The organism is Xanthomonas hawaiiensis, from assembly GCF_031834635.1.
GTDB lineage: Bacteria > Pseudomonadota > Gammaproteobacteria > Xanthomonadales > Xanthomonadaceae > Xanthomonas_A > Xanthomonas_A sacchari.
Genome location: NZ_CP115873.1, coordinates 1,634,072 through 1,648,150 on the forward strand (window position 1 = coordinate 1,634,072; position 14,079 = coordinate 1,648,150).

Genomic DNA, 14,079 nt, shown 5'->3' on the forward strand with positions numbered 1-14,079 from the left:
CCGTCAGTCGGGCTGGTCGTTGGGGTCGGCGGGGTACAACTCGGTCCGCTGGGTGCCGGGCAGTTGCAGGTCGGGCCAGCGCCGCGGCAGCACCTGCAGCTTGCCGTCGCGCAGCGCCTGATACAGCGCATCGGCGTTGTCGCCACGACGCGGGAAGAAATGCGTCCGCGCCACATCGTGCCAGCCGCTGCCCGGGTCGGTGTGGATGCGGCATTCGACGCCATAGCCGACGCTGGCATTGCACAGCAGCACGTCGTCGTGGCCATCGCCGTCCAGGTCGCGGCGCAGCGCCACGCAGTGCGCGTACTCGCGCCGGCAGTTGGCGTCGTCGATACGCCCGGCCAGCAGCGCCTGCCACCAGGCGTCGCCGGGATCGGCGCTGCCCGCGCCCAGCACCACGCGCTGACGCACCTGCAGCGGATCGTCGCTGCGCGGCATTTCGTCGTCCTCGCCGCCCCAGCGCTTCTGGCGCTGCAGTATCCGCTGCAGGCGCTCGCGCTGCACCGGATCGTCGGCGAACGCGGGCACCTCGCGCAGCGCCTGCACCGCGCGGTAGCCACGGCGGCCGCTGTCGAAGCGCAGGTAGGCCAGGTCCAGTTGCGCGGCGCTGGTGCGGCCATCGGCCAGGCGCTGCAGTTGGTCGCCGACGACGAGGCGGTAGGGATCCAGCAGCGGCGAACTGGTCGCCAGCGCCAGGCCGATCACCACCCACGACAACAGCCGGTTCACCGGCGCCAGCGGCTGCAGCCAGCGTGCGCCCGGGCGCAGCACGGCCCAGGCATAGCCGCATGCGTAGCCGCAGGCGACCACCGCGACCAGCACGCCGGCAAAGCGTTCGGCGCTCCAGCCGTACTGTGCGATGCGCAGCCACAGCGCGTACAGCGCCAGCCCTGCGTACAGCGGCAGGCTCAGCAGCCCGGCGTCGATCACCCGTTGCAGCCAGGCCGGGTAGGGCGCGTCGGCGGTGCCGTCCTGGTACACCGCATTGACGAACACCACCAGCGTGACCACCACGGCGGCCAGGATGCTCGCCGCCGCGCGGGTTTCCCACAGCGGCTGCAGGCCGGTGAACGGCAGGCTGAGCGCGAACAGCACCGCCACGAACGCCAGCAGCGGCAGCAACCCGGTGCAGATCGCGAACAGGATCTGCCGCATCACCTGCACCGCGCGCTGCTGGGTGCGGCCGATCAGGATGCCCAGGCCGAACATGGTGCCGGTGGCCAGATAGATGAAGGCCGTCTGCCGGAACAGGTCGTAGAACAGAGTCAGCTTGACCAGCGCGAACAGTGCGCCCCACAGCCACAGCACCAGCCAGCAGATCCCCACGAACAGCAGCGCCAGCGCCAGGGTCAGCGCGTTCTGCCAGGCATGCTCGAACAGGTCGCGGTATGGCGTCTGCCAGCGCCCGTGCTGCAGCCGGCACTGCAGCCACGGCAGCAGCACGAACATCGCCAGCGCCAGGGTCGCGCCGAACGGGCCCAGCACCTCGCTGGCGCGCAGCCCAGGCGCGCCGGTGGCGTTCCACACCGCCCAGGCGGACAGCGCCGCCACCAGCACCGCCACCGCGATGGTGTGCTGCCACAGGCGCAGCGCGCCCAGGTGTCGCACCGACAGCAGGGTCATGGTCGGCACGGTCAGCACCAGGGAGTACCAGCACACCTGCCCGCCCAGGGAGCCGAACGGCCACAGGCCGCTCTCGGCGCCGCGCTGCGCCAGGTACAGCAGCGCGCCCTGCAGCAGGGCCACCAGCACGATGAAGGCGCGGGTCTGGCGTGGCAGGTCGGGGGGCGTGTCCATGCGTGCGTGCTCCTGGGCGACCGGTCGGGGGCCGCGATCGGGCGGATTATGGCAGCCCGCCGCCGCCTGGGCAGCGCGCACGCGGGAGGGACGATAGAATGGGGCCATGTCCGCTTTGCCCACGCCTCTGGCCAACCAACTGCTGATCGCGCTGCCGGCGCTGTCCGATCCCAACTTCGCCCGTAGCGTGGCGCTGATCTGCCAGCACGACGAGAACGGCGCGATGGGCGTGGTGGTCAACCGCGCTTCCGAATACACCCTGGGCGAAGTGCTGGAGCAGATGGGCATCGAGACCATCGACGCCACGCTGCGCGAGCAGGTGGTGCTCAGCGGCGGCCCGGTGCACCCGGAGCGCGGCTTCGTCATCCACGACGGCGCGCACGGCTGGGATTCCAGCCTGGCGTTCGCCGACGGCCTGTACCTGACCACCTCGCGCGACGTGCTCGAGGCGATGGCGCGCGGCGAAGGGCCGCGCAACGCGGTGGTCGCGCTGGGCTGCGCCGGTTGGGGCGCCGGCCAGCTGGAGTACGAACTGGGCGAGAACAGCTGGCTGACCGCACCGGCCGATGCCGAACTGCTGTTCGAACTGCCGCTGGAGCGGCGCTGGCAGACCGCGGCCGGACGCATCGGCGTGGACCTGTTCCGCCTCACCGACTACAGCGGGCATGCCTGAGTCCGGCCTGCCTGAGGAGGCTGGCGCGCCCGCGCCCGCCAGCGCCACGCCCGCGACGATCCGCCGCGACGGCACCGTACTCGGCTTCGACGTCGGCCACCGCCGCATCGGCGTGGCGGTCGGCAGCCCGTTCGGCACCGGCGCGCGCGCGCTGGCGGTGATCGACGTGCACGCGCAGGGGCCGGACTGGCCGGCGCTGGACCGCCTGCACGCCGAGTGGCGGCCGCACGGCCTGGTGGTCGGCGATCCGCTCACCCTCGATGGCGCCGACCAGCCCAACCGCAAGCGCGCGCATGCCTTCGCCCGCGAACTCGGCACGCGCTACCGCCTGCCGGTGGTGCTGGTCGACGAACGCTCCAGTTCGGTCGAGGCCGCACAGCGCTTCGCGGTGGACCGTGCCGCCGGCCGCAAGCGCCGCCGCGATGCCGCCGCGCTGGACGCGGTGGCCGCTGCGGTGATCGTGGAGCGCTGGTTGGCCGCGCCCGACGACGCCATTCCCCTTTCCTGATCCACAGCCCGGACCCGCCATGACTGATCCGCAACTCGATTCGAACGGGCGCCTGCGCCACCTGCTGACCCTGGAAGGACTGCCGCGGGCGACCCTGCTGCAACTGCTGGATCGCGCCGGGCAGATCCGCGACGCGGCGGTGGGCCGGGTCGGCAAGCGCAGCGTGCTGGCCGGCACCGCGGTGTGCACGCTGTTCTTCGAACCGTCCACGCGCACCCGCAGTTCGTTCCACCTGGCCGCGCAGCGGCTCGGCGCCGACGTGCTGAACTTCGACGCCTCCACCTCGTCCACGCGCAAGGGCGAGACCGCGCGCGACACGCTGAAGAACCTGGAAGCGATGGGCGTGCGCGGCTTCGTCGTGCGCCACCCCGAGGACGGCGCGGTGGAGCGCCTGGCCGAAGCGGCGGGCGAGGGCACCGCGCTGATCAACGCCGGCGACGGCCGCAGCGCGCATCCCACCCAGGGCCTGCTCGACATGCTGACCCTGCGCCACGCCAAGGGCGGCGATTTCTCCAAGCTCAAGCTGGTCATCGTCGGCGACGTCAAGCACTCGCGGGTCGCGCGTTCGGACCTGCACGCGCTGCGCACCCTCGGTGCCGGCGAAGTGCGCGTCTGCGGCCCGCGCGCGCTGCTGCCCGACGACGGCACCCTGGACGGCTGCGTGGTCGGCGACGACTTCGACGCCATGCTCGACGGCGTGGACGCGGTGATGATGCTGCGCCTGCAGCGCGAGCGCATGGAGGAGGGCCTGGTGACCTCGCTCGAGGACTACCACGGCCAGTACGGTCTCACCGCCGAGCGCCTGCGCCGCGCGTCGAAGGACGCGGTGGTGCTGCATCCGGGTCCGATCAACCGCGGCGTGGAGATCACCGATGAAGTCGCCGACGGCGCGCAGTCGTGCATCCTGCGCCAGGTCGCCAACGGCGTGGCGGTGCGCATGGCGGTGCTGGAAACCTTGCTGGGCTGAGCGCAGGCGCTTCGCGCTCCTGTGGCTCTCGTAGGAGCGGCTTCAGCCGCGACGGGGCATTCCCGGCCCCGTGTCGCGGCTGATCCCCGAAAAGGGGACAAGAGCCGCTCCTACGGGACACCGACCGTCGCGACGGTGGCGATCGGCACATTCGCGCCACCGCGATTCGGCCTACCATCGGTGGCGATCCTCCCCACGGACGCCACCATGATCCCTGTCCTGCGCCGCGCTGCGTTCGCCGCGGCCTGCGTTTCCCTTGTCGCCGCCGCCCAGGCCGATGCCGCCACTGCTGCTACTGCTGCCGCGGACAGCGCCGGCACCTACGATCCGCAGGCGCTGTTCGCACCGCTGCAGTTGCCGCAGCCGGCCAACGCCTACCGCAGCGGCGGCGGCGTGCCCGGCCCGCAGTACTGGCAGAACCGCGCCGACTACGATCTGCACGCCACCCTGGAGCCGGCCACGCATACGCTGCGCGGCCAGGAGACCATCACCTACAGCAACCGCAGCCCGGACACGCTGGACGTGCTGTGGCTGCAACTGGACCAGAACCTGTACCGCGCCGATGCCCGCGCCCGGACCCTGCGCGCCGCGCGTGCCGACCGGCCCGCGCCGCAGAGCACCGACGGCTACCGCATCGCCAAGGTCGAACTGGAGCAGGGCGGCAAGCGCGTGGCGGCGACCTTCCTGATCGACGACACGCGCATGCGCGTGGATCTGCCGCAGCCGCTGGCCAGCGGCAAGGCGCTCAAGCTGCACATTGACTACGCCTACACCGTGCCCGGCACCTGGGGCGGTCGCACCGCGGTCACGCCCACCGCCGATGGCGACATCTACGAGATCGCACAGTGGTATCCGCGCATGGCAGTGTACGACGACCTGCGCGGCTGGGATACCCAGCCCTACCTGGGCTCCGAGTTCTATCTGGAATACGGCGATTTCGACTACGCGGTGACGGTGCCGTGGGACTACCTGGTCGCCGGGTCCGGCGAACTGGTGAACCCGGCGCAGGTGCTCACCGCCACCCAGCGCCAGCGCCTGACGCAGGCGGCCGCCAGCGACAGCACCGTGACCATCCGCGGCGCCGAGGAAGTGGGCCAGCCGGCCAGCCGGCCCAGCGCCAGCGGTACCCAGACCTGGCGCTTCCATATGGATCACACCCGCGACGTGGCCTTCGCCGCCTCGCCGGCCTTCGTCTGGGATGCGGCGCGGATCAACCTGCCCGCGGGCAAGCATGCGCTGGCGATGTCGGTGTATCCGCGCAGCGCGGTCGGCAACGATAAGTGGAGCCGCTCCACCGAATTCGTGAAGGCCTCGATCGAGCACTTCTCGCAGTGGTATCCGTACCCGTGGCCGGCGGCGGTGAACCTGGGCGGCCACGGCGCCGGCATGGAGTACCCGGGCATCGTCTTCGACGACATGGCCGACGGCGGCAAGCAGCTGTTCTGGATCACCGCGCACGAACTGGGGCACGGCTGGTTCCCGATGATCGTCGGCTCCAACGAGCGGCGCCATGCGTTCATGGACGAGGGCTTCAACACCTTCATCGACGTCTACGCGTCCGACGCGATCAACCACGGCGAATTCGCGCCCAAGCGCGATGGCGAGTACGCGCCCGGCGGCGGCAACCCGGTGGACGAGATCCTGCCGCTGCTGGCCGATGCGAAAGCGCCGACCCTGCTCGATCGCGCCGACGCCACCAGCGAGACCTACCGGCATCCGCTGACCTACTTCAAGGGCGCGCTGGGCCTGGTGCTGCTGCGCGAACAGATCCTCGGGCCGGCGCGCTTCGATCCGGCGTTCCGCAAGTACATCGCCACCTGGGCCTACAAGCACCCGACGCCGTCGGATTTCTTCCGGCTGATGGAGAGCGAATCGGGCGAGGACCTGAGCTGGTGGTGGCGCGGCTGGTATTTCAACAACTGGCAGTTGGACATGGGCGTGCGCGCGGCGGCCTACGTCGACCACGACCCGGCCAAGGGCCTGCTGGTGACCCTGCGCAGCCGCCAGAAGCTGGTGATGCCGGCGACCCTGCGCATCGACTTCGCCGATGGCAGCCACCTCGACCAGCGCGTGCCGGTGGAGACCTGGATGCAGCAGACCCAGCCGCAGATCCGCGTGCCGAGCACGCAGAAGGTGCTGCACGTGACCCTGGATCCGGACCACGTGCTGCCCGACGCCGACCGCAGCGACAACCGCCTCGACACGGTGGGCTGAGCCGCACGCGGCGGTCCGCAGCAGCACCACGCCCGCGCAAACGTGCTGCGGCCGCAACATTCGCGGCCGCCCGCCATCGGCGCGCGCCTGTCTCTGTTGGGCGCGCCGGTGGTGTTGGCGATGCGCGCGATGCGCGTGCGTTCGCCGTCGTTGCCGGCGGCCTGCACGCACCGTGGCGCGCGTGCAGACGGCCTGTCTCCGCCTGTCGCTGTCTGTCTCCTGCGGACCGTGCGTGTCCGCTTGTCCTGTCCTGTGCGGCGAACGGAGCGTGGGATTCCAGTTCGGCGTCGCGGCGATTGCGTGGGCCGCCGCGCGCATTCCAAGAATGCGCCGGCCCCCACGCCCCCGTGCCGGCGCATGCGCCCACTGCCATGCGGCCTGCACTCATCGCGACAGATGGGAGAGAGATCATGCAGCAGCAGTTCCGCAAGGGCGCGTCGGCGCTCGCTCTGGCCTTGTGCGCCGCTCCGGCCTTCGGCGGCCCGGTCGGGTATGGGGCCAACACCACCGGCGGCGGCAGTGCCATCCCGGTGAACGTCGCCACGATGGAGGCGATGCAGGCGGCGATCGACAACTACGCCGGCTCCGGTGGCCTGGTGCTCAACTACACCGGCAGCTTCAACTTCGCCAGCATCACCGACGTGTGCACGCAATGGAAGCTGCCGGCCAAGACCGTGCAGATCAAGAACAAGCGCGACATCACCATCACGGGCGCGAATGGCTCGTCGGCCAACTTCGGCGTGCGCGTGGTCGGCAACGCGCACAACGTCATCATCCGCAACATGACCATCGGCCTGCTGCCGGGCGGCGAGGATGCCGATTCGATCTCCCTGGAAGGCAATTCCAGCGGGCAGCCGTCCAACATCTGGGTGGACCACAACACCATCTTCGCCTCGCTGACCAAGTGTTCGGGCGCCGGCGACGCCTCCTTCGACGGCGGCATCGACATGAAGAAGGGCGTCAACCACGTCACCGTGTCCTACAACTACATCCACGATTACCAGAAGGTTGCGCTCAACGGCTACAGCGACAGCGACACCCAGAACGCCGCCGCGCGCACCACCTACCACCACAACCGCTTCGAGAACGTGGAATCGCGGCTGCCGCTGCAGCGGCGCGGGCTGAGCCACATCTACAACAACTACTTCAACAACGTCTTCACCTCCGGCATCAACGTGCGCATGGGCGGGGTGGCGCTGATCGAGGCCAACTACTTCGAGAACATCAAGAACCCGGTGACCTCGCGCGACAGCAGCGAGATCGGCTACTGGGATCTCATCAACAACTACGTCGGCAGCGGCATCAGCTGGACCGTGCCCGAGAGCACCAGCAAGCCCTACGCCAACGCGACGACCTGGATTTCGTCCAAGACCTACCCGGAGCCGCTGGGCTATCTCTACACCGCGATTCCCGCCGCGCAGGTCAAGGCCAAGGTCATCGCCACCGCCGGCGCCGGCACCAACCTGGCCGAATGAGACGCGCTGCCTCCGCATGCCCGTGCGGAGGCAGTCGTGACTGTCATATATGTGTCACCCGAATATATGCCGTTTGCAGCATTTCATGTTTGCAGACATGGCTCCCCGTATTGGTGCGTGGTCTCGTCGCATTCGCACCACTGAAGTGCCGCTCGCGCCATTTTTTCACATGGATTTGACGTGGTTGTATGGCTTTCGGCGCCTACGTGCCGCGCCATACACACTCTGGTCACGCTGCTGAGGCGGTTCAAAAATTGTGCGCAGATACGCATCAAGAATTGCGCGCGGCCGCCGTTACCTAAAGCGAGTCCCCGCATGTGACATCCCGATGCGGTCGGTGCTGGAAGTGTCTTCGTCTTCTTCTCCGTCGCATCCCGCCCAGGCCCTCCGCCTGGCGCTGTCTTGCGCGATCCCAGGTCGTGACGCGGGCTCCCCCCCTCCTCCTCACTTGGTGACCCCCTCATGATCGGATTTCTTCAGCGCTACAACGTCGGGACGCGGCTCGCGTCCTCCTTCGGTGTCCTCATTCTGCTGTCATGCGCACTCGTCGCGGCCGGCCTGCTGACGTTGAAGCAGGCGCGCCAGATGATGGACACCATCGTCAATCAGCGCATGCAGATCCTCGATCTCACCAGCGAAATGCGCAGCGCCAGTTCGCTGATCGCGATCAACCTGCGCAACATCGTGCTGCCGAGCACCCAGCAAGAGAACGAGGGTTTCGCCAACGCCATCGACCAGCAGCGGCGTCACTACGAAACAATCCACGACAAGCTCTATGCGATTCCCAACACAAGTCCGGTCGGGGTGCAGATGCGCAAGGCGATCGACGATGCCTACGAGCGCACGCGTAGCGCCAACCAGGAAGTGCTGGAGCTTGGCATGCATGACAAAGACGACGAGGCGCAGAAAGTGCTGATGACCAAGGCGGCACCGGCAACCAATCAATGGCGCGACACGATCAGTGCCTACGCGGACCGGCAGCGCGAGCAGGGGGCCAAGGCATATGCGAGCGCTCAATCCACGATGGATCGCGGCCGCGCCTTCATGATCGTCGGCGGCGCCCTTGTCGTGCTGGTCAGCGGCGTGCTGGCCTGGCTGATCACGCGCAGCCTGACCGTACCGCTGACCCGCGCCACCCGGGTGGCCGAGGCCATCGCGCGCGGCAAGCTGGACAACGATGTTCAGACCGACGCCACGGACGAGACCGGGCGCCTGTTGATCTCGATGCAGGGCATGCAGCAGCAGGTCAGCAACCTGATCAGCGCGCAGATGGAGATGGCCAGGCGCCACGACGCCGGCGAAGTCAGCCATCGCATCGATGCAGAGGCGTTCCCCGGCGACTACGGGCGCATGGCCGCCGAAACCAATGCGCTGGTGGCCTCGCACCTGGCGGTCAAGACGCGCCTTGCGCAGATCATGGGCCGCTATGCGATCGGCGACCTGTCGCAGGACATGGACCGCCTGCCCGGCGAGGAGGCGGTGTTGAGTCAGACCATGGACGAGGTCAAGGCCAACCTGTCGGCGATGAACGAGCAGATCAAGCAACTGGCCACCTCGGCCGCCGATGGCGACTTCAGCGCGCGCGGCGACGCCGAGCGCTTCCAGTACGACTTCCGGGTGATGGTGGAGAGCCTGAACCAGCTGATGGCCACCGCCGACGGCAACCTGCAGGCGCTGTCGACGCTGCTGCAGGCGATCGCCGCGGGCGACCTGACCGCACGCATGCACGGCGAGTTCCGCGGCGTGTTTGCGCAGATGCGCGACGATGCCAATGCCACCGCCGAGCAACTGGCCGGCATCGTCGGCCGCATCAAGCATTCGGCGGTGTCGATCAATGCCGCCGCTAGCGAGATCTCCGCCGGCAACGACGACCTGTCGCGCCGCACCGAGCAGCAGGCCGCCAGCCTGGAAGAAACCGCCGCCTCCATGGAAGAGCTGACCTCCACGGTGCGGCAGAACGCCGAGCACGCGCGTCAGGCCAATCAACTGGCTGCCGGCGCGGCCTCGGTCGCCGCGCAGGGCGGCAGCGTGGTCGGTGAGGTGGTGGCCACCATGAGCGGCATCGAAGCGTCCTCGAAGAAGATCGGCGACATCATCTCGGTGATCGACGGCATCGCCTTCCAGACCAACATCCTCGCGCTCAACGCGGCGGTGGAAGCGGCGCGTGCCGGCGACCAGGGCCGCGGTTTCGCCGTGGTCGCCAGCGAGGTGCGCACCTTGGCGCAGCGCTCGGCCAGCGCCGCCAAGGAGATCAAGAGCCTGATCGACGACTCGGTGAGCCGTGTGGCCGAAGGCTCGGCCCTGGTCGATCAGGCCGGCAAGACCATGACCGAGATCGTGACCTCGGTGCAGCGCGTCACCGACATCATGGGCGAGATCTCGGCTGCGTCGCAGGAACAGTCGGCCGGCATCGAACAGGTCAACCAGACCGTCACCCAGATGGACGAGGCCACCCAGCAGAACGCGGCGTTGGTGGAAGAGGCCAGTGCCGCGGCGCGCTCGATGGAGCAGCAGGCGGTGGAGCTGAGCCAGGCGGTGGCGCTGTTCAAGCTGGACGCCGCGGCGGCCGCGCCGGTGGTCCAGGCGCCGCGTCAGCACGCCGCCCCGGCGCCCGCAGGTAAGCGCAGCGTCGGCCCGGCAGTGGTGAAGGCCTTGCCGGCACGACGTGCGGCGCAGCCGGCAGCGGCGATGGCGCTGGACAAGGATTGGCAGGAGTTCTGAGCCGTACGAGGCGTGTCATCGGGCGGGCGGCGCAGTGCGCGCCGCTCGCTCTGTCGCAGGCCGGCGGCCTTGGTGTCGCCGGTGTCGTGTCCAGCCGACGCGGGCGCCGCGCGCGTCGGTCGAGCGACCGCACCCTGGTCGACGCGGCGGCCTGACCGCAGGGGCGACTCCACAGCGTGCCTCTGCACGGTGCATCGCTCTCACACGGTTTCCCTTGCGCGGTTGCGCGCGTACGCGCGCCGTCTGCTCCAAGCGTCGCCGTCATCCGTGCATCCATCGCGCGTCGCCGTCGACGTGCTTCCATGTCACGCACGCGCCGAGCGCTGTCGCGCAACACCTCAGCTCCGACCGATGCGGCAATGCGAACGCGATCGCATTCCGCGCCTGTTCCGCGCATCTAGAGGTGCGCATGCGCCATTGGATCGACCCAGTTTCTGCGTGCCGCGCGCATATGCAGCATGCAAACGCCATGCCGCTTGTTGCAACACGACATGCACGCGCCTTTCACGCAAAACCGCCAATCGCGCGTCGCGTGCATTCGCCCTCCACACCCCTGTCATATGCCTGAGGGTGTTCAAGAAATTCCCTGCAATCGCCTCTCAAGTCTGGCCGCAGGGGGCCGTTACATCGCCCGCACATTGAGCGGGATGCGGTATCAAGCGTTTGATTCGAAACGCTTTTTCACGGCTTGTTCATCTTGTTTCGATGCGGGCGCACACAACGGCGACTGGTCGGCGTGCGCAGTCCGGGGCACCCGATTGCCCCTCTCAAATTCCCCCAAACAGGTCATTTCCATGATTGCATTCCTTCAGCGCTACAACGTCGGCGCCCGGCTCGCCACCGCATTCGGCATCCTCATCCTGCTGTCCTCGGCGCTGGTCGTCGCCGGGCTGTTCACCCTGTTCCAGGCGCGCGAGCGGCTGGACGGCATCGTCCAGCGCAATATCGCCGCGATCCGTGCCTCCAGCGAGATGCTCAACGCGAGCTCTGTCGTGGCGATCAATGTCCGCAATATCGTGTTGCCGACGTCCCAGGAGGACAACATCCGCTTCGCCAAGGTCATCACCGAGCAGCGCGCGCGCTATCAGGCGGCACGCAATCGGGCGGGTGCCATTCCCAGCGGTGCGCAGAGCCAGGCTGTGCTGGAGGAGGTCGATCGCGCCCGCGCGCTGACCGTGGACGTCAACAACCGCGTCATCGATCTGGGCATGCACTACAAGCCGGACGAAGCACTGGCCCTGCTGATGGGGACGTCTGCGCCGCTGACGCAGAAGTGGCAGGATGCAATCGCCCGCTACGCCGATCTGCAGGCCACCCGCAGCAATGAGGCCTATGCGGCCGCGACGGCCGCGATGGCGCGTGGGCGCGCCATGCTCATCGCCGGCGGCCTGGCGGTGGTGCTGGTCAGCAGTGTGCTGGCCTGGTTGATCACCCGCAGCCTGACCGTGCCGCTGGCCCGCGCCACCCGCGCCGCCGAAGCCATCGCCAAGGGCCGCCTGGACAACGACGTGGCCACCGACGCGCGCGACGAACCCGGCCGCCTGCTGCTGGCGATGGGCGGGATGCAGACGCAGCTGCAGCGCTTCTCGCGCGAAACCGCGTTGATGATCGAGCTGCATGCCGACAAGGACATCAGCCACCGCATGCCGCAGGACTTCCCCGGCGTGTACGGCGAGTTGAGCAAGGGCATCAACACCATGATGTTCGAGCACCTGGATGCCATCGTCGAGGCGGTGGAGATCCTCAACGAGTACGCCAACGGCGACCTGCGCCGCGACGCGCGCCGTCTGCCCGGCAGCCGCGCCGTCCTGCACGAGTCGATGGATGCGGCCAAGGCCAGCCTGCTGGCGATCAACACCGAGATCAAGCGCCTGGCCGCGGCGGCCGCGGCCGGCGACTTCAGCGCCCGCGGCGATGCCGCGCGCTTCCAGCACGACTTCCGGCTGATGGTGCAGGACCTCAACGCGATGATGGAGGTCAGCGACCGCAACCTGGGCAAGCTGTCGTCCCTGCTGCAGGCCATCGCTGCCGGCGACCTGACCGCGCGCATGGACGGCGAGTTCCACGGCGTGTTCGCGCGGATGCGCGACGACGCCAACGCCACCGCCGACCAGTTGACCGGCATCGTCGGCCGCATCCAGACCGCGGCGGTCAGCATCAATGCCGCCGCCACCGAGATCGCCACCGGTAACGACGATCTGTCGCGCCGCACCGAGCAGCAGGCCGCCAGCCTGGAGGAGACCGCCGCCTCGATGGAGGAGCTGACCTCCACGGTGAAGCAGAACGCCGAACACGCCCGCCAGGCCAACCAGCTCGCCAGCGGCGCGGCCTCGGTCGCCTCGCAGGGCGGCGCGGTGGTGGGTCAGGTGGTCGAGACGATGAGCGGCATCGAAGCCTCCTCGAAGAAGATCGCCGACATCATCGGCGTCATCGACGGCATCGCCTTCCAGACCAACATCCTGGCGCTCAATGCGGCGGTGGAAGCCGCGCGTGCGGGCGACCAGGGCCGCGGCTTCGCGGTCGTTGCCAGCGAAGTGCGCACCCTGGCGCAGCGTTCGGCCAATGCCGCCAAGGAGATCAAGACGCTGATCGACGATTCGGTGACCCGCGTCGCCGAAGGCTCGGCGCTGGTCGACCGCGCCGGCAGCACCATGCAGGAGATCGTGGCCTCGGTGCAGCGCGTCACCGACATCATGGGCGAGATCTCGGCCGCCTCGCAGGAGCAGTCCGCCGGCATCGAGCAGGTCAACCAGACCGTCACCCAGATGGACGAAAGCACGCAGCAGAATGCGGCGCTGGTGGAAGAAGCCACCGCGGCAGCGCGTTCGATGGAGCAGCAATCGGTGGAGCTGACCCAGGCGGTGGCGCTGTTCAAGCTCGATGGCATGGTCACCGGTGCGTCGCCGCAATCGGCACTGCCGCGTGGGGGGCGCTTCGCGCCGGCGGCCACGCGCGGCGCGCGTCCTGTGGCGGCCACTGCGCCGGCACGTCGCGCGCCTGCGCACGCGACGGCGCTGGCACTGGACAACGACTGGCAGGAGTTCTGAGGCGGGCGGACCTGGCGGCGAAGGACGACTAGCGAACGCGGCCACCCTCCCGTGGAAGGTGGCCGCGCCGTGCGAACCATGGGGGCGATGGGCTCGGCTGAGCGCATTCCCCCTCCTTTTGCCGATGGTGCGGTTGTTGCGGAAAGGACGCGCGTGTCCTCTTACTTCGGCACCGACCCTCGTGGCGTGCTGATCACGTACGAAGTGATGTACTGACCATTGACGTCGTACACCACCACGATGGTGGTGTTGGCGTCGCGGTAGACCACGGTGGCGTTGCACGGGCAACTGGCCGCGGCGGTGACCATGCCCAGCGGCTGGTTCTTCGCGTCGTTGACCGCGATCATCTGCTCCTCGGCCGCGCTGCCGATCGGCAGCCGCGTGTCGGTGCCCGGCGTGGCGCTGAGCACGGTGATGACCTCGTCCTGCAACGAGTTGATCTGCACGAAGCGCAGGCCGGCCTTCTCGAACGTGTAGACCTTGAACAGCGGCGACAGGCTGACGTTCTTCTTGCCGACGGGCAGGCGTTCGCCCATGCCCTGGATCGCGTCGGCGGCGTTGAGCGGCACACGCTCGGCGGCCTGCAGGCAGGGCGCGGCCAGCGCGGCCGCCAGTACGGTGAGGGTCAGCAGCGGTTTGATCATGGTGTCTCTCCTTGTCTGGATGTACGGACCTGT

The 14,079-nt window shown here is 68.8% G+C and carries 9 protein-coding genes; 7 read left to right on the top strand and 2 right to left on the bottom strand.

The genetic code is table 11. The features are described 5' to 3' along the window. Window positions 1-3: 3 nt before the first annotated feature. Window positions 4-1,797 carry a DUF4153 domain-containing protein gene (locus tag PG878_RS07095; RefSeq protein WP_209029716.1) on the bottom strand — a complete coding sequence of 598 codons (1,794 nt, stop codon included), beginning with the start codon at window positions 1,795-1,797 and terminating at the stop codon, window positions 4-6. Between the two features lie 106 nt (window positions 1,798-1,903). Between PG878_RS07095 and PG878_RS07100 the strand changes: the two genes are divergently transcribed. From PG878_RS07100 to PG878_RS07130, 7 genes are all read left to right on the top strand, one after another. Then, the gene (locus PG878_RS07100; protein WP_010344126.1) at window positions 1,904-2,470 is read left to right on the top strand and encodes a YqgE/AlgH family protein; all 567 of its coding nucleotides are present in this window, start codon (window positions 1,904-1,906) and stop codon (window positions 2,468-2,470) included. Then, window positions 2,463-2,978, top strand: coding sequence for a Holliday junction resolvase RuvX (gene ruvX / locus PG878_RS07105; RefSeq protein WP_244663453.1), 516 nt, complete (start codon window positions 2,463-2,465; stop codon window positions 2,976-2,978). Before PG878_RS07100 ends, ruvX begins: the two co-directional genes overlap by 8 nt. Before the next feature lie 19 nt (window positions 2,979-2,997). Then, entirely contained in the window at window positions 2,998-3,945 is a 948-nt protein-coding gene (locus PG878_RS07110; RefSeq protein ID WP_209029717.1) for an aspartate carbamoyltransferase catalytic subunit, read from the top strand. Window positions 3,946-4,152: 207 nt separating this feature from the next. Continuing rightward, window positions 4,153-6,159: a M1 family metallopeptidase gene (locus tag PG878_RS07115; protein ID WP_209029718.1), complete on the top strand. Its 2,007-nt coding sequence runs from the start codon at window positions 4,153-4,155 to the stop codon at window positions 6,157-6,159. Window positions 6,160-6,569: 410 nt separating this feature from the next. Beyond that, window positions 6,570-7,634: a pectate lyase family protein gene (locus tag PG878_RS07120; RefSeq protein WP_209029719.1), complete on the top strand. Its 1,065-nt coding sequence runs from the start codon at window positions 6,570-6,572 to the stop codon at window positions 7,632-7,634. A 462-nt stretch (window positions 7,635-8,096) separates the two neighbouring features. Continuing rightward, the gene (locus PG878_RS07125) at window positions 8,097-10,355 is read left to right on the top strand and encodes a methyl-accepting chemotaxis protein (RefSeq protein WP_209029720.1); all 2,259 of its coding nucleotides are present in this window, start codon (window positions 8,097-8,099) and stop codon (window positions 10,353-10,355) included. Between the two features lie 794 nt (window positions 10,356-11,149). Then, complete coding sequence (locus tag PG878_RS07130; protein WP_209029721.1) at window positions 11,150-13,402, top strand: methyl-accepting chemotaxis protein; 2,253 nt, start codon at window positions 11,150-11,152, stop codon at window positions 13,400-13,402. A gap of 161 nt (window positions 13,403-13,563) precedes the next feature. Here PG878_RS07130 and PG878_RS07135 read toward each other — a convergent pair whose 3' ends face one another. Then, window positions 13,564-14,046: a hypothetical protein gene (locus tag PG878_RS07135; RefSeq protein WP_209029722.1), complete on the bottom strand. Its 483-nt coding sequence runs from the start codon at window positions 14,044-14,046 to the stop codon at window positions 13,564-13,566. Window positions 14,047-14,079 lie beyond the last annotated feature (33 nt).

Excerpts from the sequence above, each read along its gene's own strand:
- PG878_RS07120 (WP_209029719.1), top strand. The coding sequence starts at position 6,570 with ATGCAGCAGCAGTTCCGCAAGGGCGCGTCGGCGCTCGCTCTGGCCTTG.
- PG878_RS07100 (WP_010344126.1), top strand. The coding sequence starts at position 1,904 with ATGTCCGCTTTGCCCACGCCTCTGGCCAACCAACTGCTGATCGCGCTG.
- PG878_RS07130 (WP_209029721.1), top strand. The coding sequence starts at position 11,150 with ATGATTGCATTCCTTCAGCGCTACAACGTCGGCGCCCGGCTCGCCACC.
- PG878_RS07115 (WP_209029718.1), top strand. The coding sequence starts at position 4,153 with ATGATCCCTGTCCTGCGCCGCGCTGCGTTCGCCGCGGCCTGCGTTTCC.
- PG878_RS07095 (WP_209029716.1), bottom strand. The coding sequence starts at position 1,797 with ATGGACACGCCCCCCGACCTGCCACGCCAGACCCGCGCCTTCATCGTG.
- PG878_RS07110 (WP_209029717.1), top strand. The coding sequence starts at position 2,998 with ATGACTGATCCGCAACTCGATTCGAACGGGCGCCTGCGCCACCTGCTG.
- ruvX (WP_244663453.1), top strand. The coding sequence starts at position 2,463 with ATGCCTGAGTCCGGCCTGCCTGAGGAGGCTGGCGCGCCCGCGCCCGCC.
- PG878_RS07135 (WP_209029722.1), bottom strand. The coding sequence starts at position 14,046 with ATGATCAAACCGCTGCTGACCCTCACCGTACTGGCGGCCGCGCTGGCC.
- PG878_RS07125 (WP_209029720.1), top strand. The coding sequence starts at position 8,097 with ATGATCGGATTTCTTCAGCGCTACAACGTCGGGACGCGGCTCGCGTCC.